General features: G+C 63.2%; 28 protein-coding genes and 1 pseudogene. 19 read left to right on the forward strand and 10 right to left on the reverse strand.

The genetic code is table 11. The annotated features are described in order from the left end of the window. Nucleotides 1-129: 129 nt before the first annotated feature. Nucleotides 130-654, reverse strand: coding sequence for a DUF6428 family protein (locus EFD56_RS11595; protein WP_126905295.1), 525 nt, complete (start codon nt 652-654; stop codon nt 130-132). A 42-nt stretch (nt 655-696) separates the two neighbouring features. On the opposite strand from EFD56_RS11595, the gene EFD56_RS11600 reads away from it, so the two are divergent. The 4 genes from EFD56_RS11600 to arsC are packed head-to-tail and all read left to right on the forward strand — an operon-like array spanning nt 697 to nt 2,697. Beyond that, on the forward strand, nt 697-1,053 hold the full coding sequence (locus EFD56_RS11600; RefSeq protein ID WP_126905296.1) for an ArsR/SmtB family transcription factor: 357 nt from the start codon (nt 697-699) through the stop codon (nt 1,051-1,053). Continuing rightward, on the forward strand, nt 1,050-1,580 hold the full coding sequence (locus tag EFD56_RS11605) for an arsenate reductase ArsC (protein ID WP_126905297.1): 531 nt from the start codon (nt 1,050-1,052) through the stop codon (nt 1,578-1,580). The genes EFD56_RS11600 and EFD56_RS11605 overlap by 4 nt, the downstream gene beginning before the upstream one ends. After that, nucleotides 1,580-2,278 carry an MIP/aquaporin family protein gene (locus EFD56_RS11610; protein WP_126905298.1) on the forward strand — a complete coding sequence of 233 codons (699 nt, stop codon included), beginning with the start codon at nt 1,580-1,582 and terminating at the stop codon, nt 2,276-2,278. The genes EFD56_RS11605 and EFD56_RS11610 overlap by 1 nt, the downstream gene beginning before the upstream one ends. Next, nucleotides 2,275-2,697: an arsenate reductase (glutaredoxin) gene (gene arsC / locus EFD56_RS11615; RefSeq protein WP_085742703.1), complete on the forward strand. Its 423-nt coding sequence runs from the start codon at nt 2,275-2,277 to the stop codon at nt 2,695-2,697. Before EFD56_RS11610 ends, arsC begins: the two co-directional genes overlap by 4 nt. 7 nt (nt 2,698-2,704) lie before the next feature. Here arsC and EFD56_RS11620 read toward each other — a convergent pair whose 3' ends face one another. From EFD56_RS11620 to EFD56_RS11645, 6 genes are all read right to left on the reverse strand, one after another. Beyond that, nucleotides 2,705-2,971 carry a hypothetical protein gene (locus EFD56_RS11620; protein ID WP_085742704.1) on the reverse strand — a complete coding sequence of 89 codons (267 nt, stop codon included), beginning with the start codon at nt 2,969-2,971 and terminating at the stop codon, nt 2,705-2,707. 112 nt (nt 2,972-3,083) lie between these two features. After that, complete coding sequence (locus EFD56_RS11625) at nt 3,084-5,609, reverse strand: mechanosensitive ion channel family protein (protein WP_126905299.1); 2,526 nt, start codon at nt 5,607-5,609, stop codon at nt 3,084-3,086. Nucleotides 5,610-5,732: 123 nt separating this feature from the next. Then, on the reverse strand, nt 5,733-6,284 hold the full coding sequence (locus EFD56_RS11630) for a DUF924 family protein (protein WP_126905300.1): 552 nt from the start codon (nt 6,282-6,284) through the stop codon (nt 5,733-5,735). A gap of 87 nt (nt 6,285-6,371) precedes the next feature. Then, nucleotides 6,372-7,436, reverse strand: coding sequence for a sensor histidine kinase (locus tag EFD56_RS11635; protein ID WP_126905301.1), 1,065 nt, complete (start codon nt 7,434-7,436; stop codon nt 6,372-6,374). A 190-nt stretch (nt 7,437-7,626) separates the two neighbouring features. Further along, a complete protein-coding gene (locus EFD56_RS11640) occupies nt 7,627-9,072 on the reverse strand; it encodes an MFS transporter (RefSeq protein WP_126905302.1) in 1,446 nt (481 codons plus the stop codon). A gap of 5 nt (nt 9,073-9,077) precedes the next feature. After that, complete coding sequence (locus EFD56_RS11645; protein WP_126905303.1) at nt 9,078-9,536, reverse strand: hypothetical protein; 459 nt, start codon at nt 9,534-9,536, stop codon at nt 9,078-9,080. Between the two features lie 70 nt (nt 9,537-9,606). Here EFD56_RS11645 and EFD56_RS11650 point away from each other — a divergent pair, with 70 nt between their 5' ends. The 13 genes from EFD56_RS11650 (at nt 9,607) to dhaK (ending at nt 21,436) form a co-directional block, all read left to right on the forward strand. Next, a complete protein-coding gene (locus EFD56_RS11650; RefSeq protein ID WP_012484181.1) occupies nt 9,607-10,932 on the forward strand; it encodes an ABC transporter substrate-binding protein in 1,326 nt (441 codons plus the stop codon). Between the two features lie 119 nt (nt 10,933-11,051). Then, a complete protein-coding gene (locus EFD56_RS11655) occupies nt 11,052-12,020 on the forward strand; it encodes a carbohydrate ABC transporter permease (RefSeq protein WP_126905304.1) in 969 nt (322 codons plus the stop codon). After that, a complete protein-coding gene (locus EFD56_RS11660; RefSeq protein ID WP_085742708.1) occupies nt 12,017-12,970 on the forward strand; it encodes a carbohydrate ABC transporter permease in 954 nt (317 codons plus the stop codon). Before EFD56_RS11655 ends, EFD56_RS11660 begins: the two co-directional genes overlap by 4 nt. Beyond that, nucleotides 12,967-13,179 carry a hypothetical protein gene (locus tag EFD56_RS11665; protein ID WP_064827793.1) on the forward strand — a complete coding sequence of 71 codons (213 nt, stop codon included), beginning with the start codon at nt 12,967-12,969 and terminating at the stop codon, nt 13,177-13,179. The genes EFD56_RS11660 and EFD56_RS11665 overlap by 4 nt, the downstream gene beginning before the upstream one ends. Nucleotides 13,180-13,182: 3 nt before the next feature. After that, the gene (locus EFD56_RS11670; protein WP_126905305.1) at nt 13,183-14,280 is read left to right on the forward strand and encodes an ABC transporter ATP-binding protein; all 1,098 of its coding nucleotides are present in this window, start codon (nt 13,183-13,185) and stop codon (nt 14,278-14,280) included. Then, entirely contained in the window at nt 14,273-15,280 is a 1,008-nt protein-coding gene (locus EFD56_RS11675) for an ABC transporter ATP-binding protein (RefSeq protein ID WP_126905306.1), read from the forward strand. The genes EFD56_RS11670 and EFD56_RS11675 overlap by 8 nt, the downstream gene beginning before the upstream one ends. A 52-nt stretch (nt 15,281-15,332) precedes the next feature. Then, entirely contained in the window at nt 15,333-16,973 is a 1,641-nt protein-coding gene (locus EFD56_RS11680) for a dihydroxyacetone kinase subunit DhaK (protein WP_126905307.1), read from the forward strand. A 50-nt stretch (nt 16,974-17,023) separates the two neighbouring features. Next, entirely contained in the window at nt 17,024-17,638 is a 615-nt protein-coding gene (dhaL, locus tag EFD56_RS11685; RefSeq protein WP_126905308.1) for a dihydroxyacetone kinase subunit DhaL, read from the forward strand. Nucleotides 17,639-17,652: 14 nt separating this feature from the next. Then, nucleotides 17,653-18,051 (forward strand): dihydroxyacetone kinase phosphoryl donor subunit DhaM, encoded by a 399-nt coding sequence (gene dhaM, locus EFD56_RS11690; protein WP_037175071.1) that lies wholly within the window; start codon nt 17,653-17,655, stop codon nt 18,049-18,051. Further along, nucleotides 18,051-18,395, forward strand: a complete 345-nt coding sequence (locus EFD56_RS11695) for an HPr family phosphocarrier protein (RefSeq protein WP_097602799.1) — start codon at nt 18,051-18,053, stop codon at nt 18,393-18,395. The genes dhaM and EFD56_RS11695 overlap by 1 nt, the downstream gene beginning before the upstream one ends. Continuing rightward, nucleotides 18,379-19,983: a putative PEP-binding protein gene (locus EFD56_RS11700; RefSeq protein ID WP_126905309.1), complete on the forward strand. Its 1,605-nt coding sequence runs from the start codon at nt 18,379-18,381 to the stop codon at nt 19,981-19,983. Before EFD56_RS11695 ends, EFD56_RS11700 begins: the two co-directional genes overlap by 17 nt. A gap of 1 nt (nt 19,984) precedes the next feature. Continuing rightward, nucleotides 19,985-20,392: a hypothetical protein gene (locus tag EFD56_RS11705; RefSeq protein WP_010001912.1), complete on the forward strand. Its 408-nt coding sequence runs from the start codon at nt 19,985-19,987 to the stop codon at nt 20,390-20,392. Between the two features lie 51 nt (nt 20,393-20,443). Then, entirely contained in the window at nt 20,444-21,436 is a 993-nt protein-coding gene (dhaK, locus tag EFD56_RS11710; protein WP_126905310.1) for a dihydroxyacetone kinase subunit DhaK, read from the forward strand. A 10-nt stretch (nt 21,437-21,446) separates the two neighbouring features. On the opposite strand, the pseudogene EFD56_RS11715 reads toward dhaK, so the two are convergent. Further along, a pseudogene (locus tag EFD56_RS11715) lies at nt 21,447-22,264 on the reverse strand (esterase family protein). Continuing rightward, nucleotides 22,261-23,220, reverse strand: a complete 960-nt coding sequence (locus EFD56_RS11720) for an acetylxylan esterase (protein ID WP_126905311.1) — start codon at nt 23,218-23,220, stop codon at nt 22,261-22,263. Before EFD56_RS11720 ends, EFD56_RS11715 begins: the two are co-directional and overlap by 4 nt. 108 nt (nt 23,221-23,328) lie before the next feature. Between EFD56_RS11720 and EFD56_RS11725 the strand changes: the two genes are divergently transcribed. Beyond that, nucleotides 23,329-24,669, forward strand: coding sequence for an epoxide hydrolase family protein (locus tag EFD56_RS11725; protein ID WP_126905312.1), 1,341 nt, complete (start codon nt 23,329-23,331; stop codon nt 24,667-24,669). Nucleotides 24,670-24,696: 27 nt separating this feature from the next. On the opposite strand, the gene EFD56_RS11730 is transcribed toward EFD56_RS11725, so the two are convergent. After that, nucleotides 24,697-25,092, reverse strand: a complete 396-nt coding sequence (locus EFD56_RS11730; protein WP_012484197.1) for a hypothetical protein — start codon at nt 25,090-25,092, stop codon at nt 24,697-24,699. Nucleotides 25,093-25,647: 555 nt separating this feature from the next. Here EFD56_RS11730 and EFD56_RS11735 point away from each other — a divergent pair. Next, nucleotides 25,648-26,418, forward strand: coding sequence for a siderophore-interacting protein (locus EFD56_RS11735; protein WP_126905313.1), 771 nt, complete (start codon nt 25,648-25,650; stop codon nt 26,416-26,418). Nucleotides 26,419-26,473: the final 55 nt, after the last annotated feature.

Consider the following 26,473-nt stretch of genomic DNA (forward strand, 5'->3'; position numbering starts at 1 on the left):
CGTGGAATTCTTGCAGATATGATTAAGAAATCAGGCGTGGAGCGTTCTCTGCCTCGAACGGGCTCGCCGACAATTGTCGCATTAAACCGCTGGCGCTACGATCCTATCGCCGCCCTGAACCCCGGGTCTTTACAGGCAGCAAACGCTCCCCGCGGCTGACGGACCGCAGCAGGCAGCAGCCTTTTTGGTCTCCTCGGCCAACCAGCGGTCGCGCGGCTTGCAGCTTGCCGGCCGCGGCAAAAGCTCGACATGCACGGCCCCGCCACGCAAAATCGGCCTTGCCGCGCAATAAAGCTGCATCGGCCGCACACCGTCGCTGACTTCGAAAGTAAGTTTGGCGGATCCGTCGAGCTGCACATGCTCCGTCACCTTGCGAATGATCGCATGGAATTTGCCGGCCGGCAGATGCGTGCGCTCACCCTGCTCGATATCCCAGAGCTGGATGAAGATTTCCGTCCAAGCCTCGGGATTGCCGCCGCAATCAAGGGCGGAGAATTGGCCCGCCTTGACCTCGGTGATATGATAGCCCGGCTTCATCGGCCGACCGTCATAATCGAAAACCAGCGGCGCGTTCTTGTTGCCGGAGAGCGCATCAAGCAGCAGGCCGAGGCTGATCTCCTCCGCCTGAATTTTATTGTTGTCGATGGCATTCATCTGCGCTAATCCTCGTTTCAACGATTCAAGGATTATTGAAATATGGATCAACGTCAAGCCCTCGCCGCATTCGGCGCGCTTTCACAGGAAACGCGCCTCCACATCATTCGCATGCTTGTCGTCTCTGGTCCTGACGGAATGGCGGCAGGCTCCATCGCCGAAAAGGCGGAGGTGTCGCCGTCGAACGTGTCTTTCCATCTGAAGGAGCTGGAACGGGCCGGGCTGATCACCCAGCAGCGTGAATCCCGCTCGATCATCTATACCGCCAATTACGATGCGCTTGGCGGACTGATCCGCTTCCTGACGGAGGATTGCTGCGGAGGGAACGCCGAGATCTGCGCGCCCGCCGCCGCCGTTGCCGCATGCTGCGCACCTGCAACCAAGGAGGAACTGCAATGACGACAGATCGCGTTTACAATGTGCTCTTTCTCTGCACTGCCAATTCATCGCGCTCGATCCTGGCGGAGTCGATCCTTGAGACGGAGGGCAAGGGCCGGTTCAAGGCCTATTCCGCCGGCAGCCAGCCGAGAGGCGAAGTGAACCCGCTGGCGCTGAAGGAGCTGCAGGCGCTAGGTTATCCCGCAACCGGCTTTCGCTCGAAGAGCTGGGACGAGTTTGCCGAGCCCGATGCACCGGAGATGGATTTCATCTTCACCGTCTGCGACACCGCCCACGGCGAAGCCTGCCCTGTCTGGATCGGCCACCCGATGACCGCTCATTGGGGCGTCGAGGATCCGGCCACCGTCGAGGGCAGCGACGTCGCGAAGGGCCGCGCCTTCGCGCAGGCCGCCCGTTTCCTGAAAAACAGGATCATGGCCTTCCTCAGCTTGCCCTTGGCCTCGATCGACAAGCTGGCGCTGGAATCGCATCTGCGCCAGATCGGCGCGATGGAAGGCACGACGGCAAAACCGGTAGGAACCGGCTGATGGCCTCATACGATCTATCGCGGCGACTGGTCTCGGAGGCGCTCGGCACCGTCATGCTGGTTGCAACCGTGGTCGGCTCGGGCATCATGGCGACATCGCTGACTGCGGATGTCGGCGTCGCCCTGCTCGGCAATACGCTGGCGACCGGCGCGATCCTGGTCGTGCTGATCACCGTGCTGGGGCCGATTTCAGGCGCCCATTTCAACCCGGCCGTCTCGTTGATTTTCACCATGTCGGGCTCGCTGCCGAAACGCGACCTTGGCTTCTATGTGCTGGCGCAGTTTGCCGGCGGCGTGGCCGGGACGATCTCAGCCCATCTGATGTTCAACCTGCCGCTGCTGGAATTGTCGAGCAAGATCCGCACCGGCGGCGCACAATGGTTTTCCGAGGCGATTGCGACCTTCGGCCTCGTCGCTGTCATTCTCGCCGGCATCCGCTTCGAGCAGAGGGCCGTTCCATGGCTGGTGGGACTCTACATCACTGCCGCCTACTGGTTCACTGCCTCGACCTCGTTTGCCAATCCGGCCGTGGCCTTCGCCCGCTCCCTGAGCGACACTTTCTCCGGCATCCGCCCGGTCGACCTTCCGGGCTTCTGGATTGCCGAAATATCTGGCGCGGTCGCAGCCCTCGTGCTGTTCAATTGGCTGCTGCAGCCAGCCGAGACATCGTCAATCTTACCCTCCGAGGCGAAGCTATGAACGTCACCATCTACCACAATCCCGCTTGCGGCACGTCGCGCAACACGCTGGCGATGATCCGCAATGCCGGCATCGAGCCTGATATCATCGAATACGTCAACACGCCCCCGTCACGGGCGGAGCTGATCAAAATGATCGCCGATGCCGGCCTGACCGTGCGCCAGGCCCTGCGCGAGAAGGACACACCCTACGCCGAACTCGGGCTCGGCAATCCCGGTCTGAGCGACGACCAGTTGATCGACGCCATGCTCGCCCAACCGATCCTGATCAACCGGCCCTTCGTCATCACTCCGCTCGGCACACGGCTGTCACGGCCCTCCGAACTGGTCCTGGAAATTCTGCCGGAGACGCACAAGGGCGCCTTCACCAAGGAAGATGGCGAGAAGGTGCTCGATGCCGAGGGCAAGCGCATCGGCTGATCCCCATCTATTTGACGACGGCCGAGCCCTTGATGATGTCGATCGTCTCGCCGCCATCGAGACCGATGCGGTCGCCGTCGGGCGTCGTCATGAAGCAGCCGGAGGGGCAGAGATTTTCCGAAGCCCCGGCATCGACCACGACCTCGACGCGCTGGCCGCCCTCGGTGATGACGAGCACCACGGCGGCAGGATCGGTGTTGGTGACGGATGCCGCATGGACCGCCGGCGCGGCAAGCAGCGGGACAAGCAGAACAGCGGCAAATCTTGCCATCATGTGCGGCGGCGCGGGTGCGCCCTCCCCTCGAACGATCGGTGCTGCCCTCGGCAGCGATCCCGATGCAAGGGATCATGCACATAGACCTGTGAATGATGGCTGAATGAGCCGTTCAGCTCTTCAGACTGGCCTCGGCGGTGCGGCCGCGCAGCTGTCTCACCCGATGCTCCTCCTCGCCGGCAGCCGCGTCCGCGGAACTGGGCCTGACGTCCCGAGTTTCGTTCGCAATGGCGGCGGGCGCTTCGCGGTGGATGGTAAGATCGCTCTGCGGCAGCGGAATCTCGATGCCTTCGGCCTTGAACCGCCGGAGGATCTCGATCCTGAGATTGTTGCGCACCGTCATGCCGTCGCCCATGTCGGCGAGAAAGAAGCGCAACTCGAAATCCAGCGAATACGGGCCGAAACGCAGGAACTCGACATGCGGCTCGGGATTGCGCATGACGAGCGGGATCTTGGCTGTCAGTTCGAGCAGGATATCCATGACCTGCTGCGGATCGGCGTCGTAGCTGACCGAAACGGGAATTTCGGAGCGGCCGATCTTGTTGCGATGCGTCCAGTTGCCGACGAGGCCGTTGATCAGCTCCGAATTCGGCACGATGATCGACTGTTTGCGGAAGGTCTCAATCTCGGTGGCGCGCACCGAGATGCGCTTGACGATGCCTTCGGCCGTGCCCGACACGACATGGTCGCCGACCTTGAACGGCCGCTCCACCAGCAGGATCAGGCCGGAGACGAAGTTGGAGACGATGTTCTGCAGGCCGAAACCAATACCGACCGAAAGCGCAGAAGCGACGAGTGCCAGGCTCGACAGATCGATGCCGGCCGACGAAACGCCGATGATTGCCGCCAGGCCGACGCCGAGATAGCCGATGCCCGTCTTGACCGAATTGCGCACGCCGAGATCGACATGGCTGCGTGCCATCACGTTGCTGTCGAGCCAGCGCTGCAGCCAGCGCGACAGAAGATAGACGCCGGCAAACAGCAGGATGCCGGTGCAGATGCCGAGCAGCGAGATGCTGATGCCGCCGAGCTTGACCTCGGTAAACAGCCGGTAGGCGAGCAGCTGCAGGTCCTGCACATGGAAGCCCCAGAGCAGCAGGATCAGCGGCACGCCGACGACGAGCGCCACCGCATAGATGGCAAGGCCGACGAGCAGGCCGACCTGGTCGATCGCCACCGGCCCGAGATTGAAGCGGCGCGTCAGGAAGCGTGCGAAGAAGGTATCGCCGAAGCTCTCCTGCCGCGAGATCGCCTTGCCGGAGAGTAGGCCGACATACATGGTGGCGACCACTGCGCCGGTGATGATGAGCTGCGTCGCGACGAAGCGCGCCAGCCCGACATAGCCTGAGAGGGCCGTGACGATGAGGCCGGCGCCGACGACGCGCAGGATGATCGCCATGCCGCGGGGCCAATGCCGGCCCGGCGCATCCGGATCGCCGCTTCTTGCCAGCATCGGCTTGCCGAAGGAGGCAGCGATCAGGATGATACCGATAATCAGCGCGGCGATCAGGCTGCGGACCACCGTCAGCACCAGCGGCGAACCCATCGCCTCGCTGACCGTACCGAACAGATAGTCGAGCCCGTTGACAACAGCCATCGCCAGCAGGCAGTAGCCGATCGAGCGGGCGCCGAGATTGGAAAGCTTCACCAGCCGCCAATGCGGTTCACGCGGCGCAAAGATGGCGTTGACGAACCGGCCGACAAAATAGACGAGCCCGATCGTGCCGAACAGCGCGCCGATGACGGGCGCGATATCGGGCCTGAGCACGTTGAAACTGTTGAGGAAGAAGAACGATGTGACGAGCAGCACCGCCAGCGCCAGCGTGCGGATCAATGTCGACCAGAAGGCGATCGACAACCGGCCGATATAGGATGGGTTCTCGACCGCCTCATCACGGAGCAGATAGGCGCCGAACAGCCGATAGCTGCCGGAGAGCAGGATGAGCGCCGAGGCGAGCGACAGGAAGATCGCTGCAAACAACGGGAAGCGCTTGAACTTCCAGACGAAGGCAGCCCAGCTGGACAGGGCCTGCGAGAATTCGCTAACCTCGTGCACGAAAGCGCCGGCGGCATCGTCGAGAACCGAGACGGAGATTTCGGTGCGTCTGAAGAGTGTGTCGGCGAAAAGCCGCCGCCGCATCTCGATAATCTCGTTGACAAGCTTCGTCACCGCGATCGAAAGGTTTTCGGCGTCGCCTGTCACCGCATTGATCTGCGCACGCTCGGCGGCAAGTGCATTACGTTCCTGAGTGACGATCTCAGCCTCGGGCGGCTGCCCATCCTTCGGCGGATCGCCGATCTCGCCAAGGCGGTTTTTGATCTGATCGAAACGCGGCCTGAGATTGACCGAGATAGTGATGACGGCGCGGCTGAGTTCGTCGGCCTTGGTCGCAATCCCGACCAGCGCATCGTCATTATCAGCGTTTTGCTTGACGCTGTCCTGGAGCGAACCCAGCTGGACCTTCGCCTTTTCGAGTTCCTTCGCCGCCTGAGCGGATGGCGTATCGACAAGCGGCGTCTCGGCTGTCGCCTGCGTCTGCTGTTCCTGCGCCAAGGCTGCAGCACTCTCGAAATGCACCCCGGCAGACACCAGCGTCATCAGAAGAATTGTGCGAAGCAGGATCGTTCTCAGCCGCAAAAGCGCCTCCGGGAAGGTTGTCGTCAGGATAGAATGTCAGCTTTTCATTGCAAACAAAGGCGACAGAAAGGCGGAGGACGCCTAAAGCGCTTGGCTGCGAAATCCAACCAAGACGTCGAACACTCAAAAACCGGCGTCGGGCCGGGAGAGATAGCCAAGCTCCACCGCCGTCGATTCGCGGCCAACTATGGCATTGCGATGGGGAAAGCGGCCATAGGCGGCGATCACGTCGCGGTGTCGAATCGCATAATCGAGATATTCCTCGTCGCCGAGGGCCGTGAACAAGGCCACCGAACGTTCCTGTTCTTCGAGGCTTTCGGCATGTTCGAACGTCAGGTAGAAGAAGGTCCGGCACGCAGGCTCCACCGCCTGATCGGCGCCGGCTGCAAGAGCGAGTTTCGCTTCCCGAAGCGCGAGCCCGTCGGTGGCGAAGGCAAGCGGCGTGCCGCGATAGATGTTGCGGGGGAACTGATCGAGCACGATGACGGCAGCGAGCCGGCATAGCGCATTGGCGTGCCATTCGTCACCGACGCCTGCGGCGAGCGCAAGATGGGTGTCGCGGAAGGCCTCGCGGATCTCCACGTCGAGTTCCGGCGGCGGCTGGAACCACAGCTCCCGGCCGCATCGTACGAACCAGAAATCATAGACTTCACGCGGCGTGCGGATCGTCGTCATGTCTGCCCTCCCCTTGCGTTATGTTCGATGATGCGGTGTCAGTAAGCTATTGCGGAAAAGGTAATGATGTGCCGTGTACCACACGTCCTACTTCCCTTCGCCCAGCGAAAACACCAGCGTCGCCCTCGTCCCATTATGATCGGGATCATAGGCGAAATCCGACTTCAGGCTCGCGGCCATCCCCGTCAAAATACGCGTACCGAGCCCCGTTCCCCTTGCCGGGCCTTCAGGATCAAACCCCGCGCCGTCATCCTCGACGATGACCTTCAGCATCTCTTCGGTCTGGTCGACGCTGACGCGGATCTCGCCCGTCACGCTGTCCGGATAAGCATATTTGAATGCATTGGTGACGAGCTCGCTAACGATCAGCCCGAGCGTGATTACCTTGTCGGTTGCCAGATTGACCGGTGCGGCAGTCAACATGATACGGTGCGGCCGCTTGTCGTCGCGCATCGACGCTTCGAGTTCGGTCAGCAGGCTGTTCAGATATTCATCGAGTTGCACCGATCCGACCTGCCGGTTTGTGTAGAGCCGTCGGTGCACGCTGGCGATGGCATTGATGCGCATCTGCGTTTCGTGCAGCGCGTCGATCGCCACCTGGTCCTTTGTCATCGCGGATTGCATGCGGATCAGCGCGCCGACCAGCCCAAGGCTGTTGGCAATGCGGTGATTGACCTCGGAAAGCAGCATCTCGGCAAGATCGCGCTGCTGGCGGATCACCTCCTGCGCTTGCGCCGTCTCGCGGCGAAAACGCGCCCGTTCCAGCGCCTGTTCCAGAGCAGCGGCGAGCAGATCGAAATAATCGGCCGAAATCCCTTTTAGCATGTAGTCGTCGGCGCCCGCCTTCAGCGCCGCGACTGCGATGCTGGTGTCGTCCGAACCTGTCGCATAGACGACCGGCGGATGATCCGGCATCGCCGTGATGCAGGGCAGAATGTCGAAGCCGGTCTCGTTACCCAGAACGTGATCGAGCACGACGGCATCGATTCCACCTTCCTTAAGCCTTGCAAGTCCGGCAGCACCATTCTTCGCCCACTCGACCGAAAAGCCGCGCCGAAGCAGATTCTCCTGCATCAGCGATGCCAGCCCTTCATCATCGTCGATATAGAGGATGTGAATTAGGACATCCGCATCGCCGCTAGAATTGCTCATTCCGTCTCCCGGCGTTCTCCCACAGCGACGACCGACAGCAAGCGTCCGAGTCGTCCGCATGGCAATGTCGTATTGCATTGACCGCCCGAGGTAAACAGCCGTTGTCCCCCGCTCTTGTCGCAGGCGGCGCGCAAGGACGATATCGGAAAAACCGGCATCGCAGAGCGGCTTGGTTGGCTTCGTCGGCCGGCTAACTTTTCTGAAATCTCCGATGACCCGAAACTTCCGCTCCGGCCTCCGCCGGCAATTGCAGGAAGCGCAGCGACGAGATCACCCCGATCGCCCCGACCAAGACGAACGCCCAGCGAAAATCAGCCAGAATGGGGGTCTCGGCCCCTCTGAGCGCCGAGGCAATGTTGAGCACGGCCGCCGCCACGGCGACGCCGAGCAGCATCGACACCTGCTGCAGCATGCTCGACAACGTCGAGGCTGAGCTTCGTTGCGACGGGTTGATATCGGCGAAAGCCAGCGTATTCAGTGCGGTAAATTCCATCGACCGCGACAGGCCCGCGAGAAAGAGCAGCGCGTGGATGAGGAACGGCGGCGTCTCGGGCGAGAGGAACCCGCAAGCGACGATCGAAAGGGCCGCGATCAATCCGTTGAGACCAAGCACGGTGCGAAAGCCGAAAAAGCGCAGAAGCGGCGTCGTCACCGCCTTCATGCTGAAATTGCCAAGGAAATAGACGAGCAGATAGGTGCCGGCCGCAATCGAACTCAGCCCGAAGCCGAGCTGGAACAAGAGCGGCAGCAGGAACGGCGTCGCATTGATCGCCATCCGGCAGGCCGTGCCCGCCGACAGCGTCGACATCGAGAAGGTCTGGACACGGAAGGCCGAAAGATCGAGCAACGGATTGTCGACGGCGAGGAAATGCCGCGTCGCCATGACGGAGAGGACGAGACCGGCTGCGAGCATTGCCAAAACAGGCAAGAGCCCGCCGTCCCCTTTGACCGAGAGCTCCAGGGCCGCAAGCAGGAAGGTAAGCCCTGCCGCACTAAGGATGAAACCCATGAGATCGAGCGGGCTGGGATCGGCATCGCGCTGCTCCGGTACGAAGCGCAGCACCAGCGCCATGCCGAGAACGCCGATCGGGATGTTGATCAGGAAGTTCCAGTGCCAGCTGGCATAGGTGGTGATGAAACCGCCGAGAACCGGGCCGATCACCGGCGCGGTCAGCGCCGGCCAGGTGATTAGCGCGATCGCCTGGACCAATTCGGACTTCCGAGCGTTCTTCAGCACGATGATGCGCCCGACCGGCGTCATCAGCGCGCTGCCCGCCCCTTGGACGGCGCGCCACAGCACGAATTCCGCCAGGCCGCCGGAGAGCCCGCAGAAGAGCGATGCGCCCGTGAAGACACCGATCGACATGAGGAAAACGCGGCGTGCGCCGAAGCGGTCGCCGAGCCAGCCAGACAGCGGAATGAAGGCCGCCATCGTCAGCATATAGACCGTTATGCCGATGCTCATCGATACCGGCTGCACACCGAAGCTCGCCGCCATCTGCGGCAGCGAGGTGGTGACGATCGTGCCGTCGAGGATCTGCATGAAGAAGGAAACGGCGACGACCAGCGCCACGATCTTCGCCTGGCGGCCGCCTGCCGCCTCCTGCCCTTGCTCGCTCGTCTCTGCCGCGGTCATCGATCTCACAATGCGAATGGTCGGCGCGGCAGGGAAACGGGAAGAAGCCGATCGGAGGGCCTGCCGCGGGAAGCGCGCGAACGACGCCGCGCATTGGCTGAATACGCCCGTTGCATCAGGCCGGAAAGGCCAAATCTTGCGGTCGGACGGAATATTCCCGATACGACCGGCTGTCGGCGCACAAGAAAAAGCCCCGCCGAAGCGAGGCCAAGTTTGAACCCTCCCGGGAAAACAGGAGCGGCGTCGAGGTCCATATCCTGCGGCCCAGATCGCAGCGAGGCCAGATTTCGTCCGATTGGTACGCCTGCGGCAGATATTTCCCGGATTTTCCGAAAAAGATTGGGCCGGACCCGCTGCCACCGATCGACGCGGCGCGTGCGCTGCAGCAACGATTGCCGCTTGTAATGTTTATAAAAAGGTCTATCACTAAACATATTGCTAAACATGATGATTGAGGAGTTCATGTGAGCATTCTCTAAAATGGGTGAACATGCGACGCCGGCAGGGAGCCGGCATTGGTTCTGGGAGGAACTTATGCAGAAAACATCGAAAGCCCTTTTGGGGCTGGCCGCGGCATTCGTCATGTCGTCGGCATTGCCCAATCTCGCCAAAGCCGATGAACTGACGCTGTGCTGGGCCGCCTGGGACCCCGCCAATGCGCTGGTCGAGTTGTCGAAGGACTTCACCGCCAAGACTGGCACTCAGATGAAGTTCGAATTCGTTCCCTGGACGAGTTATGCCGACCGCTTCCTCAACGAGCTGAATTCCCACGGCAAGCTCTGCGATCTCATCATCGGCGACAGCCAGTGGATCGGCGGCTCGGCCGAGAACGGCCACTATGTCAAGCTCAATGACTTCTTCGACAAAGAAGGCATCAAGATGGATGACTTCGTGCCGGCGACGGTCGTCGGCTACTCGGAATGGCCGAAGAACACGCCGAACTATTGGGCGCTGCCTGCCATGGGCGATGTCGTCGGCTGGACCTACCGCAAGGACTGGTTCGAGAAGCCGGAACTGCAGAAGGAATTCAAAGCGAAATACGGCCACGATCTCGCAGCCCCGAAGACCTACGACGAACTGAAGCAGATCGCAGAATTCTTCCAGAAGCGAGAGATTGACGGCAAGACCGTCTACGGCGCCTCGATCTATACAGAGCGCGGTTCCGAAGGCATTACCATGGGCGTGACCAACGTCCTCTACGACTGGGGCTTCCAGTACGAGAACCCGAAGAAGCCCTACGACATGGAAGGCTTCGTCAACTCGGCCGACGCGGTCAAGGGGCTGGAATTCTACAAGTCCCTTTATGACTGCTGCACACCGCCCGGCAGCTCGAACGTCTACATGGTCGAATCCGCCGATGCCTTCAAATCCGGCCAGGTCGCCATGCAGATGAACTTCGCCTTCACCTGGCCCGGCCTCTACAAGGACGAGAAGGTCGGCGGCGACAAGATCGGCTTCTTCCCCAATCCTGCTGAAAAGGCGCATTTCGCCCAACTCGGCGGCCAGGGCATCTCAGTGGTTTCCTACTCCGACAAGCGCGACGCCGCCCTGCAATACATCAAGTGGTTCGCACAGCCCGATGTGCAGGCCAAATGGTGGGAGCTCGGCGGGTTCTCCTGCCTGAACTCCGTCGTCAACGCGCCGGATTTTGCCAAGAGCCAGCCCTATGCCCAGGCCTTCCTGGACTCGATGGCGATCGTCAAGGACTTCTGGGCAGAGCCGAGCTACGCCTCGCTGCTGCAGGCCATGCAGAAGCGGGTCCATAATTACGTGGTCGCCGGCAACGGCACCGCCAAGGAAGCGCTCGACGGCCTGGTGAAGGACTGGAGCGACGTCTTCAAGGACGACGGCAAGATCTAGTGCCGGACGACGGGACAGGCGGCATCCCTCTGCGCGCCATCCTCACCAGGATGGCGGCCCGGATCGGCAGACGAGCCGGGCCGCCAGATCTTCCATATCGCAATAGACTGGATGAAAAATTGACCATTTCCCATTCCTCCATTGTCGAGAAGGCGGCCAACGCGACAGCAAGGGCAACGCCGGTCTCGGTCGCCCGGCGCGTCCGCGGCCTCTCCGACAGGGCGATCGCCTGGCTGTTCATTGCGCCGGCCATCACCTTGCTGCTGGCGATCAACATCTTCCCGCTGCTTTGGGCGGTCTATCTCTCCTTTACCAATTACCGCGCCAACCGGCCGAATGCGCCGGTCCAGGGCGTCGGCCTTGGAAACTACGAACGCGTCCTCAATGATCCCGATATCTGGCAGGCGATGCAGACCACCGCGCATTTCGTCTTCTGGACGATCGTGCTGCAGACGGTGATCGGCTTCACTCTCGCATATCTCATCGACCGCAAGTTCCGCGGCCATGCCTTCTGGACGACGATCATTCTGATCCCGATGATGCTGTCGCCCGCCGTGGTCGGCAATTTCTGGCGCTTTCTCTACGAGCCGCAGATCGGCCTCTTCGCCTACGCCGTCTCGCTGGTATCAGGCATTCCGACCTCGGATATCCAGATGCTCGGCAACGTCACATTGGCGCCCTGGGCGATCATCATCGTCGATACCTGGATGTGGACGCCCTATGTGATGCTGATCTGCCTCGCCGGCCTGCGCTCGATCCCCGACTATATCTACGAGGCGGCAGAGGTCGACCGTGCCTCGCCATGGCGCCAATTCTGGTCGATCACCGTGCCGATGGCCCTGCCCTTCATCATGCTCGCCGTGCTCTTCCGCGGCATCGAAAATTTCAAGATGTTCGACATGGTGACGCTGCTCACCGGCGGCGGGCCGGGTTCGGTCACCGAAGTCGCCTCGATCACGCTGAAGCGCGCCGCCTTCGAAAGCTGGGCGACCGGCCGGGCCTCGGCCTTCGCCATCGTCCTCTTCGTCGCGGTGTTCGGCCTCGCCAACATCTATGTCAAGGCTCTGAACAAGGTGAAGCAACGATGAGCGCCGCCAATTCAGCCCATTCGGTCGTCGTACCGAGCCCGTCCAGCAAGCGCATCGCCGGGACGATCGTCGTGCTCTACGCGCTGATCACCCTCATCCCGCTCGTCTGGATCTTCCTGACCAGTATCAAGTCGCCGCCGGATTCGATCAGCTATCCCCCGAAGATCGTCTTCACGCCGTCTCTCGAAGGCTATTGCAACCTGTTCACGACCCGCACCCGGCAGACCCCTGACTATATCGCTTCGCTGCCGGCGCCGGTCGGCGCCTGCGATGAGGTGACGCGCAAGCGCAACATGGTGATCGCCGGTCCGTCGAATTTCGTGCCCCGCTTCGTCAATTCGCTGGTGATCGCCTTCGGCTCCACCTTCCTCGCAGTCTTCCTCGGCACGCTGGCCGCCTATGGCTTCTCGCGCTTCAAGGTGCCGCTTGCCGACGACCTGCTGTTCTTCATCCTGTCGACGCGCATGATGCCGCCGATCGCCGTCGCCATCCCGATCTACCTGATGTATCGCGAACTCGGCCTGTCGGACACGGCGCTCGGCATGATCCTGCTCTACACTGCCGTCAACGTCTCGCTCGCCGTCTGGCTGCTCAAAGGCTTCATCGACGAGATCCCGCGCGAATACGAGGAAGCGGCGATGATCGACGGCTATACGAGGCTGCAGGCCTTCCGCAAGGTCGTGCTGCCGCAGGCAACCACCGGCATCGCCGCAACGGCGATCTTCTGCCTGATCTTTGCCTGGAACGAATATGCCTTCGCCGCCCTGCTGACCTCGGGCGAGGCCCAGACCGCACCGCCATTCATCCCGACGATCATTGGCGAAGGCGGGCAGGACTGGCCGGCTGTTGCCGCCGGCACGACGATCTTCCTGATCCCGATCCTCGTCTTCACCATCCTATTGCGCAAGCAGCTGCTGCGCGGCATCACCTTCGGAGCCGTCCGCAAATGACCCACTTGATCGAAACACGCACCCCTGCCCGCCCGAAACGGCCGTTCTTCCTACGCCGCGGCCCGATGGAGGCCATCGCCACCGCGCTGATCGGGCTCGGCTTCCTGATGCTGTTCCAGCCCTTCCTGCTGGTGCTCTACACCTATTCGCTGGCCACCCTGCTTGCAGGCACCGTCATGTTCATCATCGTCTCGAAATTCCCGGAGTGAACCATGGCGGACATCCGGATCGAAAATCTCCGCAAGGAGTTCGGCAGCTTCGTCGCCGTCCAGGATTCAAACTTCACTGTTCATGACGGCGAGTTCCTGGCGCTGCTCGGGCCTTCGGGCTGCGGCAAGACCACCACGCTTCGCATGATCGCCGGCCTGGAGCTGCCCAGCAGCGGCAAGATCTATCTCGACGGCGAGGATGTCACCTTCAACCGCGCCAGCGCCCGCGACATCGCCTTCGTCTTCCAGCTCTTCGCGCTCTATCCGCATATGAATGTGCGCCGGAATATCGGCTTCCCGCTGCTGTCGCAGGGCATGCCCAAAGCCGAAATCCGCGCTTGTGTCGAGGAGACGGCCAGGCTCTTGCAGATCGACCATATTCTCGACCGCTCGGTCTCCGGCCTTGCCGGCGGCGACCGCCAGCGCGTGGCGCTCGGCCGCGCCATCGTCCGGCGCCCGAAATGTTTCCTGATGGACGAGCCGCTCGGCACGCTGGACGCCGAGTTCCGCGAGATCATGGTCCATGAGCTGCGCGAATTGCACAACCGCATCCATGCCACGACCGTCTACGTCACCCACGACCAGCACGAGGCGATGGCGATGGCCGACAAGATCGCCGTCATGAACCATGGCATCATCGAGCAGTTCGGCACGCCGCAGGAAATCTACGCCAAGCCGGCGACCATGTATGTCGCCGATTTCATCGGTTCGCCGCCGATGAACTTCATGCGCTTCACCTCGGGCCTGAAAAGCGGTGACCGCTCCATCCTGCTCGACGGCGTCGATGTCGCCGTTCCCGAGATCCATCAGGACATGGCCGAAAGCGCGCTGGCGCTCGGCGTGCGGCCGGAGCATATCCGCTTCAGCAACGTCTCGCGGCTGCGCGGCGCCATCTATGGCAGCGAATATCTCGGCACCAACCAGGTCGTGGCCGTGGAAACCCGGGGCGGCCTGATCAAGGCCCGCGTTCCCGCCAATCGCAGCTTCCGGATCGGCGAGACCGTCGGCCTCGAATTCAATCCGGAAAAACTCGCGCTCTTCGACTGTACGTCGGGCCGCGCGGTCCCATCCCAGCTTTATCAGGAGACCCGGCATGGCTGATGTCGTCCTCAGAAACCTCAACAAGCGCTTCGGCGATACCCAGGCTCTCTCCGATCTCGATCTGTCGATCCGCGACGGCGAATTCGTCGTGCTGCTCGGTCCCACAGGCGCGGGCAAGACCACGACGCTGCGGCTGATCGCCGGCCTCGAAAAGCCGGATGGCGGCCGCATCGAGATCGGCGGCCACAATGTCGCGGCCGAAGCGCCCGCCGAGCGCGACGTCGCCTTCGTCTTCCAGCAATATTCGCTCTATCCGCACATGACGGTTTACGAGAACCTCGCCTTCCCGCTGAAGGCGCCGGTCCGCAAGCTGGGCGCGGAGGAGATCGACCGGCGCGTGCGCGAAGTCGCGCGCATGGTCCGGATCGACCACAAGCTGGAGAACCGCTCGACCAGGCTTTCCGGCGGCGAGATGCAGCGTGTCGCCATCGGCCGGGCGCTGGTGCGCCGGCCGGCGATTTACCTGATGGACGAGCCGCTCTCCTCGCTCGACGCCAAACTGCGCGCCGAACTGCGCCTGGAGCTGAAACGCATCCAGAAGGAGCTGGGCTCCACGCTGCTCTATGTCACCCACGACCAGGTGGAAGCCATGACCATGGCCGACCGCATCGGCATCGTCGCCGAGGGCCGGCTGATGCAAGTGGGAACGCCGCGTGAAATCTACGGCAATCCTGCCAACCTGCATGTCGCCGCCCGCCTCGGCCAACCGCATATCAACCTTCTGCCGGCCGACCTGCTGCCCGGCGGCCAGCCGCCGGCCGGCACGAAGACGGTCGGCGCCCGCACCGAACATCTCGACATCACGGTCGGCAAGGAAGCCAATGCCGAGATCGACTGGATCGAGCATCTCGGCGACCAGAACCATCTGCACATCAGGGCGGGCGATCACAAACTCGTCACACTCGCGGATCCATATCTGGCGATCGCGCCGGGCGACCGGATCAGCCTGACGCTGCGCGATCCGCTCTATTTCGATGCGGCTGGACAGCGCCTGTCGTGACCGGCAAACAAAATGATGATGGCATGAAAAACAAACGGACGGGTCTCAATCGATGAAACACTTCTTCAACCGCAGGGAAACCATCGTCACCGAAGCTCTGGACGGCCTGCTCCTGACGACGAGCAGCGGCCGTCTCGCCCGTCTCGACAGCTTTCCCGACATCAAGGTGACCCTGCGCGCGGACTGGGACAAGTCTGGGGTGGCGATCATCTCGGGCGGCGGCGCGGGCCATGAGCCCTCCCATGCCGGCTTCGTCGGCAAGGGCATGCTGACGGCCGCCGTATCCGGCGAAATCTTCGCCTCGCCGAGCGTCGATGCGGTGCTGACGGCGATCCGCGCCGTGACCGGCCCGAAGGGCGCCCTGCTGATCGTCAAGAACTATACCGGCGACCGCCTCAATTTCGGCCTCGCCGCCGAAAAGGCGCGCGCCGAGGGCTTCGACGTCGAAATGGTCATCGTCGCCGACGACATCGCCATTCCCGGCATTAACCAGCCACGCGGCGTCGCCGGCACGCTGTTCGTCCACAAGATCGCGGGCTATCAAGCCGAAAAGGGCGAAGACCTGAAAACGGTCGCGGCCCACGCCGCGGCTGCTGCCGGCGAGATCGTCTCGCTCGGCATGTCGCTCTCCACCTGCAGCGTGCCCGGACAGGCGCATGAGGATCGACTCGGCGCCGATGAAGGCGAACTCGGCCTCGGCATCCATGGCGAACCCGGCGCCGAGCGTATCGCGCTGCAGCCGGTCGCCGATATCGTCGCCACCATGGCGGCGCGCCTGACCCCGGCCTTGCGCGAAGGAGCGGACCACGCCCTCCTCATCAACAATCTCGGCGCCGTGCCGCCGCTCGAAATGACCGTCATCGCCAAAACAGTGCTGTCCTCGCCGCTTGGCCGCCACATCAGGCTGATCGTCGGCCCGGCGCCGATGATGACCGCGCTCAACATGAACGGCTTCTCGCTGTCGCTGATCCGGCTGGATGGCGCGCGCGAAGCGGCGCTGACGGCAGCGGTCGAGCCGCATGCCTGGATGCCGGCCGTCGAACGCCACGAGATCAGGGTTATCCCTGCGCCGAGGACGGCGGCCAGCCTGAACGGCGCGGCCACACCAGGCGAGAACAGCCGCAACCGACACCTGATCACCGCGCTCTGCGAGCACTTGATCTCTCGGGAAAGCGAACTCAACCGGCTGGACGGCCGCGTCGGCGATGGCGATACCGGCTCGACGGTGGCCGCAGGCGCCCGCAGCGTGCTTGCCCGCCTCGACACGCTGCCGCTCGACCGGCCGGCGGCAACGCTTGCCTCGCTCGGCGATATCCTCGGCACCAGCATGGGCGGATCGAGCGGCGTGCTGCTGTCGATCTTCTTCACCGCTGCGGCAAAGGCAATGGCCGATAAAGCCGATATATCAGCAGCTCTTCTTGCCGGGCTCGACAGGATGACGTTCTATGGAGGAGCAGGAGTCGGCGACCGGACGATGGTCGATGCGCTGTCGCCTGCCCTGCAGGCGCTCGCGTCGGGCGATATCGCTGCCGCGGCAAGGGCAGCGGCAACAGGTGCGGAGTCGACGAAGACGATGACGAAGGCGCGAGCCGGACGCGCCTCCTATGTCGGCGAAAGGGATCTGGCGGGTGTCGCCGATCCCGGCGCGGTTGCGGTTGCCGGCGCGTTCGGCGTGGCGGCAAGCCTCGCCTGACCGAGTAGAGTTCGAAAGCCCGCGGGAGACGGGCGACAGGGAGGAAGGCAGTGCAGGCGGAACCGGTGCTTGTGGCGGGATTGATCGAAGTGTGCCGCGCGACGATCGCGGAAAACGCCGATCACCTCTGCGCACTCGATCGCGCCATCGGCGATGGCGATCACGGAACCAATATGCGGCGCGGCTGCGAGGCGGTGAGCGCCGACGGCGAGAGCCTGTCCAGCCTGCCCTTCCCCGACGCCGTGGAAAAGATCGGCCTGACGCTGGTGATGAATGTCGGCGGCGCGGCCGGCCCGCTCTACGGCACGCTGCTGATCGAGATCGGTCGCGAGCTTCGCAAAAGCGAGGAGAAAGCCGATTTTTCCCTGGTGCTGAAACAGGCGATCGACGCCGTGGCAAAGCGCGGACGGTCGCACGCGGGCGACAAGACGCTGCTCGACGTTCTCTATCCCGTCCATGCGGCGCTGGCGAGGCGGTCACCGCTCGGTGATGTCGCCCGCAAGGCCGAACGTTCCGCCGACAGGACCGCCGCGATGAAGGCGATGCGCGGACGCGCGGCCTATCTCGGCGACCGCTCGATCGGCCATGTCGATCCCGGCGCGTCGAGTTGCGCGCTCTTGACCACGGCGATCTGCCGCTATCTCGGGGAGCGCCGCCCCCAATGAATGAAAGGACCGGCATGAATGGAAAGACCGCAAACGTGGGCATTGTGATCGTCTCCCACTCGCCACTGGTGGCAAGGGGCATCGCCGACATGGTGCGGCAGATGGTCGGCGACTGCGTGCCGCTCGCCTGGTCGGGCGGCAACGTCCATGGCGAACTCGGCACCGATGCCGGCGGTATCCTGAAGGCGATCGAGGCCGCCTGGTCCGATGCCGGCGTCGCCGTCTTCGTCGATCTCGGCGGCGCCGAGACCAACAGCGAGATGGCGATCGAAATGCTGGGCCTTCCCCGGTCGGCCCTCGTGTCCATCTGCAACGCCCCGCTCGTCGAAGGCGCCGTCATCGCCGCCGCCGAAGCGTCGGGGGGCGCGTCGCTCGCCAAGGTCGTCGCCACGGCAGAGGAACTGTCGCCCTGATGACGAACCGATTGCGTAGTGAAAAACAGGAGCCCGATCCATTGCACCTGAATTGCCAGACGGAGGTGGAAGTCAAGCACGGCGTCGGGCTGCATGCCCGCCCCTCCGTCACCTTCACGCGCCTTGCCAAGTCCTTCCCCTGCTCGATCGAGGTCGCCGTGAACGGCAGCGACGTCTGGTTGAACGGCAAGAGCATCATCAAGATCATGGGGGCGAGAATCCGCAAAGGTTCGATCCTCAGGATCCGCGCCGACGGCATCCTCGCCGAAGAGGCGATCCGCGCACTGAAGGAACTCATCGAGCGCAACTTCGATGAGGAAAGGAAACATGGCCGAACCGCTTAGGCTGAAAGCAAAGAGCGCATCCCCGGGCATCGCATCCGGCCCGGCCTTTCTCGCGGAGGAGCTGAAGGCTCCTTCCGCTGCCGAGCGGCCGGGCGCTGATCCTCAGCCGCAAGCCGCCGGCGGATACGGCGCGCTGGAGAAGGCGATCGATATCTCGATCGGCGAACTCGAGCGCCTTGCCGAGGGCGCCGACGCCGAAAGCCGCGATATCATCGATTTCCAGATCGAGGTCCTGCGCGATCCGTCGATCGCCGAAGCGACCGGCGCGCGGATGGAAGCCGACGAGAACGTCGTCTTCGCCTGGGTCTCCACCCTCGACGCCTATATCGGGGAGCTCGAAACGGCCGACGAAGAGCAGATGCGGGCGCGCGCCGTCGATATTCTCGACATCAAGAACCGTGTGCTCGGTGCGCTCGCCGGCACCCCGATTGCCGATTTCCCGCCCGGCTCCGTCTTTGTCGGCAAGGACATGGAGCCGAGCCGCTTTCTCGCCCATGACTGGTCGAAAGGCGGCGGCATCGCGCTGTTCTCCGGCAGCACCGCCGGTCATGTCGCTCTGCTCGCGCGGGCGAAGTCGGTGCCGATGGTGGTCGGCGCGGGCCGCTTTTCGGCCGAAGACGGAGATCCCGTCCGCGTCGACGGCGATGCCGGCGCGGTCGTCCTTCAGGCCGGCAGAATGCCGATCCCGCCGCTGGCGCCCGCGCACGCGACCGCCGGCGACGTGCAACGCGAAAGCGGCGAGCTGCGCACGGCGGATGGCGTGCCGATCCTTATCTCCGTCAACATCAACGATCCCGCCGAGATCGGCGCGCTCGATCCGGCAACGGCAGGCGTCGGCCTGATGCGCTCGGAATTTTCGGTCACCTCGATCGCCGATGCCGCCAACGAGGAACGGCAGCTGGCGATCTATCGTCGCGTGCTGGGACAGGCGGACGACAGGCCGGTGAGCATTAGAATGCTCGATATCGGCGGCGACAAGCCGCTCGCCGGCCTCGAAGACCTGCCGGTCGGCGCCTCGGGTCTGCGCGGCGTCCGGCTGCTGCTTGCCCGGCCTGAGATCGCCCGCGTCCAGGCCCGAGCCCTGCTGCGCGCCGCCGTCTTCGGCAGGCTTTCGGTGATGCTGCCGATGGTGACCTTTCCCGACGAGATCGACAGGATGCGCGAGCTGTTCCGCGAGGAAGCCGAAAAGCTCGGCCGCCGTGCCCTGCCCCACAGAATGCCGCCGATCGGGATGATGGTGGAGGTGCCGGCAGCCGCATTGATGCTCGACACCTTTGGGTCGGCGGCATTCTTTTCGTTCGGCACCAATGATCTCACGCAATATCTTGCCGCCTCTGGCCGCGACGATATCGACGCCGATGCCGGCAAGGTAGCGCCCGCCGTGCTCCGGCTGATCGCCCAAGCGGTGAAGCTTGCGGCCGGCAAGCCCGTCAGCATTTGCGGCGACATGGCCGGCGACCCCAGCTGTCTGCCGGGGCTGCTCGCCGCCGGCCTCAGGCATTTTTCCGTGGCGCCGGCCCGGCGTCCCGCGATAAGATCGGCGATCGTCGGACTCAACGCCGATGGCACAAGGGCAGCCGGAGAGTAGGATGGCGCGCGAAGACACCGAAGACGCCATTATTGCCTATAAGTCCATTCTGGCGCAGATCATCGACAACAGGCCGTCGGGCACGCGCCAGCGCCTGGCGACGGCGCTTGGAAAACACCGAAGCTTCGTCACCCAGATCACCAGCCCGACCTATGCGACGCCGCTGCCGGCGCGCCATCTCGCGACGATCGTCCGCGTCTGCCATTTCAGCGCCACGGAGGAGGAACGCTTCCTCGAAGCCTATCAGGCCGCCCATCCTGGCAAGCTGCCGGATCTCGGCCACTCCGAGAAATTGCGGCACCTGTCGCTGATGGTGCCGGATTTCGGCGACGACAGGAAAAACCGCCTGCTGGAAGAGGCGATCTCGGATCTGGTGCAGAAGATCGTCGCGATATCGGGTGCGGAATGACGAGTGAGCCACTTGACGTAACGTAATGCCTTTGGCCTTGGGAGGGGCTTGATGAAGAAGTTCATGAACACCGCGGAAACCATGGTCGCCGAAAGCGTCGAAGGCTTCGTGCGCGCCCATGAGGCTTTCGTGATGTTCGGGCCGGAGCGCAGATTCATCCGCCGCCGCCATCTTACATCGGGCAAGGTGGCGCTCATATCAGGCGGCGGCGCCGGCCATGAACCGATGCATATCGGCTTCGTCGGCCGCGGCATGCTGGACGCCGCCTGTGTCGGCCATATCTTCACCTCGCCGACCCCGAGCCAGATCATTGCCGCCATCGAAGAAGCCGATACCGGCGCCGGCTGCCTGCTCGTGGTCAAGAATTACGATGGCGATCTGATGAATTTCGAGATGGCGATCGAGATGGCTGGCGAGCGCCACAGCCTCGACATGGTAATCGTCAGCGATGATATCGAAACGTCGAGAACAGGCGAAAGCAGAGGCCGGCGCGGTGTCGCCGGAACGTTGATCGTCGAAAAGATCCTGGGTGCTGCGGCCGAACGCGGCATGCCGCTTGACGAGCTGAAGCAGCTCGGCGAAGGGCTGAACACCCGCATCCGCTCGATGGGGGTGGCGCTGAATGGCGTGACAGTGCCGCAGACCGAGCGCACGACCTTTGTGCTCGGACCCGACGAGATGGAAATGGGCGTCGGCATCCATGGCGAGCCCGGCCATGCCAGGCAGCCCTTCGCCACCGCCGACGCCATCATCGGCGAGTTCTGCGAGACCATCGTCAGTGACATCGCCGTGATGCCGGGCGCCCGGGCGCTGCTCTTCGTCAACGGCCTCGGCGGCACGCCGCCGGCCGAACTTTACCTCGCCTATAACGTCGCCCGCCGCTTCATCGAGGAAAGCGGTATCCCTATCGAGCGCTCGCTTGTTGGAACCTACGTCACGTCCCTCGACATGCAGGGATTGTCCGTTACCCTCGCTTTGCTCACCGACGAGGAGATCTCGCTTTGGGACGCGCCAGTGGCGACGGCAGCCTTATATTGGCCGTGACCGACAGGCGTCAGATGTAAAGCGGCGCCATCTTACGCCAGGCGCCGGCGCGGTGGGCGCGGCCGTCCCAGACATGCAGCTGATGGCGAATATTCTTTTCGCCGAGCAGCCGGCTGAGATAGCGGTTGTTGTCGAGGAAGGGATCGGCATCGCCGATGGTGAGAACGATCTCGCGCTCGCGCAGCCTGTCGAGCCGCCAGTCGGCGCCGAGGCCGGGCAGGAAATGCGTCGGCGTGTGGAAATAGACGCTGTCGTCGTAATAGCCGTCGAACAGGTCGCCGAAGGATTCCACCCTCATCGTCAGGTCGTAGCGTCCGGAAAAGGCGACGAGCTTGCGGAAGAGATGCGGATGGCGAAAGAAGAGGCTCGCCGCCTGGAAGGCCCCAAGGCTGCATCCATGCACCATGGTGCAATCATGTGGGTTCTTCGCCGCCATCAGCGGCAGCACCTCGTTGAGGATATAATCCTCGAGCGCCGCGTGCCGGCGGATGCGTTCGGCTGGATGATGGTGGAAACCATAGAAACTATCGGCGGCCAGGCCCTCGATGCAATAGAGCTGGATCTGGCCGGCCTGCAGCTTATCGGCGAGGCTGGCGACGATGCCGAGCTGCTCATATTCGAAGAAGCGCCCTTCCCGCGTCGGAAAGACCAGCACCTTGGCGCCGGCATGGCCGAACACTACAGCGCCGCGCGTCTTCAGACGCGCAAAGGACGCTGTAGCACTTTGAACGGCTGCATCCTTCAATCGATTCCGATTGAAGGATGCAGCGGCATCTCCATGTCCCGATGCAGACGCTGACTGTACCAGCGCAGATATTCGCGGTTCATGACACCCTGAAAAGCTGTCCGATCTTGTCGCGCAGAGCCGCCTCTTGCGCAGCACTTCCAGGGTAGTCGAAATGGCCGGCGTCCAGGATGAAGATTTCATTAAATTTCGGTATCGCATTTGCGACAGCGAACTGGCAGGGCGGCGCGACGGCGGGATCGAAACGCGCCACCGCCGTCAGCATCGGCACCTTGATCCGCCGCGCCGCTGTCGCCGCATCGTAGAAGCTGAGCGTCGAGAGCACGTCTCGGTGTTTCGCCCGATATTCCTGCACGCCCTCAGCACTGCCGACGCTCGGCAGCTTGAGCCGCAGCGGCTGATGCCCGAAACTTGGCAGCGCCAGATGGCCGCAATCGATGCGGGGGTCGTAGGGGATCGCCATTGCCCCCACGCCGCCGCCGAAGCTGATGCCGCTGTAGCCGATATGGCCCGAAAGCCAGGGATAGAGTGCCACGAGCGTCGAGACGGCAAGCCAGATATCCTCGACGCAGCCGCCGATGATGTATTTATCGCGACTGTCGATATCGTGCAGCACATGCCATGACGGGTTCTCGGAGATCGGCGGGTGGGCGCTGAGCGACAGTCCGCGGCAGCAGGGAAAGATCAGCGCGGTTTCCGTGACCGGCAGGTCGAAATCGGGACGATCGCGCCCGCCGTAACCATGCCCGACGATGAGGCCGCGCCGCACCTGCCCCTCGCGCGGCAGCAGCAGCCAGCCGCCGATCTTGAACGCATCGGTCGAGAGGTAGACAAGGTCGAACACATGCCAGTCGGGATGGCTGAGCTCGCTGCGGGAAAGCGCCGGCTGCGGATCGACCGTCAGCGTCTTGCGATACCGCTCCTGCCAGAACGTGTCGAAACCATCCGGCTCTTCCGGCGGCTTGACTGCAAGAAGCTCTTCGAGCGTCATGCCGCAGGTGGGATCGAAGGCGAAGGGATGTGTCGTGGGAATGCTCATCCGGACCTTGTCCCGCGAAAAGCCCGGCGGCGCAAGGCTTGGCCGGCCCCGTCTGTGCTATCCTGACGGCGACCGTCCAGGTGGCCGGCTTCAAAGGGAGACAATGCCATGACCATGATCGTCAAAATGCGCATGAACCCGGAAGTCGTCGACTGGGCCCGGCGCAGGTTCCTCGCCGCCGCCGCAATCGGGATCGCAGCCGCCGGCGCGATCCGTCTGTTTCCCTTCCCTCACGCTTCGGCGGCCGATGCCGATGAAATTCGCCCGTTCCGCGCCGATATTCCGGAGGCCGACCTCACCGATCTTCGCCGGCGCCTGGCCGCCACGCGCTGGCCCGAACGTGAGACGGTCGACGACCAGTCGCAGGGCATCCAGCTCGAAAAGATCCGGCCGCTGGTCGAATATTGGGGCGGCGGCTACGACTGGCGCAAGGCCGAGACGAAACTGAACGCCCTGCCGCAATTCACGACGGAGATCGATGGTCTCGTCATCCACTTCATCCACGTCCGCTCGAAACATCAAAATGCCCTGCCCGTCATCATCACCCATGGCTGGCCGGGATCGGTATTCGAAAACCTCAAGGTCATCGGCCCGCTGACCGATCCGACCGCCCATGGTGGCGGCGCCGAAGATGCGTTCGACGTGGTCATCCCGTCGATGCCGGGCTTCGCTTTCTCGGGTAAACCAACGGGCATCGGCTGGGGAACGGACCGCATCGCACGGGCCTGGGCCGAACTGATGAGACGCCTCGGCTATACCGGCTACGTCGCCCAGGGCGGCGACTGGGGCTCTCCGGTCTCCAGCGCGATGGCGCGGCTGGCGCCGGAGGGCCTGCTCGGCATCCACATCAACCTGCCGGCCGTGGTGCCGCCGGAGATCGCCGCTGTGCTTGCCGTCAACGGCCCGGCGCCGGACGGGCTCTCGCAGAAAGAGCGCGCGACCTTCGAGACGCTCGCGGCCGGCGCCAAAATGGGAAGCCGGTCCTATGCCACGATGATGGGCACCAAGCCGCAGACAATCGGCTATGCCATATCGGATTCCCCGGCCGGCCTTGCCGCCTGGATGCTGGGCCATCCCGGTTTCACGCGCTGGACATATGACGACAGCGATCCCGAAAAATCGCGCGACGAGGTGCTTGACGACATCACGCTCTACTGGCTGACCAACAGCGCCGCCTCCTCGGCGCGGCTCTACTGGGAATATGGCGGCGGCCGCAGCCCTGTCTTTGCGGCAGGCGAGATGACATCCGAGATCGCGCTCCCCGTCGGCATATCAGTCTTTCCCGGCGAGAACTACCAGGCGCCCGAGACATGGGCGCGGCGCGCCTATCGCAACCTCAGCTACTTCCACGAGGTCGACAGGGGCGGCCATTTCGCCGCCTGGGAAGAACCGGAACTTTTCGCCGCCGAGCTTCGGGCCGCCTTCAAGCCGCTGCGGCACCCGATCTGAGGCCAACCAGGCCGCTGTGACCATCTCTTAAGGAATCGGGCAGCGATATTTATAATGAGCCATGGTGGTCATCAGCTCGTCGCCGGTCGCCTCCCGTATGCCGGGATTCTCTTCCAGGAACGTGCACAGCGTATTGCCGACTGTTTCCGCCGTGGTTCCCTCGGGAATACAAACATTGACGCCAACGGCGATTGCAAAATGCGCCGAGTTCACCATCCGGCTGGGGCTCGGAGGGGCCTCGGTAAAAATGCGCCGGGCGAGATACTCGTCACTATTCCATTTGTCCAACCAACCCGCGGCGTAACCGACGACAAACTGACGGGACCCGCGGCAGTCGGAATAGAGAACCTCACCGCCGGACAATCCAGCGGGAATCTTTGCTGAAGCCGTTGCCAACAAGGTGGCGATAAGAATGCCCGACATCACGTCTCCCCAAGTCTCAATGGCGCGGAGCTTCGATCGGGAAAGTGTCGGAAATTAGCTTCAAACGTGTCATCTTTGGCGCCGCGTGCAAAAGTAGAAATGAGCGGCGATTGGTGCGTTTGCGAGCGGGGTATCCACGGCACGCCCTCGCCTCCTCATTGCTGTGCTCGTCACAGGAATCCACCCACCGCGTGTCCACGCGGTGAATGACCGACAGCACCGAAGAAAGCCTCCCGCCGTCCCGATCATTTCGTGATAGATGTCGAGCACCTGCCCGATCCGGCTGTCCATATGCCTATCCTGTCTTTGCGGTCGATGGGCCGACTTTGCCCGACGGTCGGCGGCCGAAAGTTAAACTTCGGCAATGATCGGCTTTGATAGCTGTCAAACCGTTGCGCCTCCCGCCGCGGTCGGCTACATCAAGCCCGTCAATGGCCGGGCAATCCCGGCCACGTAAGCGTTAACGTCACTCAACGCGTATGATCGAACGGCTTTGCGGCTTCGATCTGCGCGACTGTGTCCTGCGGATCGAGCCTTGAAAGCTCCTGAGGACACATGGACAACAAACACTTCAACGAACAGGCTTCGTCGGCTCCCGGCATCGAGCGGGTCCGCCACGACACGCGCCGGCGCTCGCTGACCGTCGAAAGCATCACCGACATCACCCCCGGCATGCGCCGCATCATCTTCACCGGCGACGAACTCGCCGATTTCATCAGCCTGGCGCCCGACGACCACATCAAGATCTTCATTCCCACAGCCGAGGGCGAAGAGCGCCGGGATTATACGCCGCGCCGATACGACAATGCCGAACGCAGGCTCACCATCGATTTTGCCCTGCACGAGGCAGGTCCGGTGACGCAATGGGCGCTCGGCGCCCGCCCCGGCGACAGGCTCGAGAACGGCGGACCGCGCGGCTCGGCCGTCGTTTCCGCAAGCGTCAAATGTTGGCTGCTGATCGGCGACGAAACAGCACTGCCGGCGATCGGCCGCCGGATCGAGGAGAGCGGCGCCGGAACCATCATCACGACGATCGCCGCCGTCGCCAGCCCGGTCGAAGAGCAGGCCTTCGAGACCCGCGCCGAATTGCATCTGCACTGGGCGCACCGGCCGCTCTCGCAGGCAACCGATGCCGCAGCGCTGCTGCGGCTCCTGGCCACGGCAGATATCCCGCCGGAAACCTTCGTCTGGATCGCGGCGGAAGCAACGGTGACGCGCGAAATCCGCACCTATCTGCTCACAGAGCGAGCCTATCCCCTGAGCTGGATCAAGGCATCCGGCTACTGGGTGTTCGGTAAGGCCGATGCGACGGAGAAATTCGCTTAAGCCTGGGGCCGACGGCACCGGTCGCCGCTCCCGACGATGGAGCGACGGCCGGCCG

Source organism: Rhizobium phaseoli, from assembly GCF_003985125.1.
GTDB classification, from domain to species: Bacteria; Pseudomonadota; Alphaproteobacteria; order Rhizobiales; family Rhizobiaceae; genus Rhizobium; species Rhizobium phaseoli.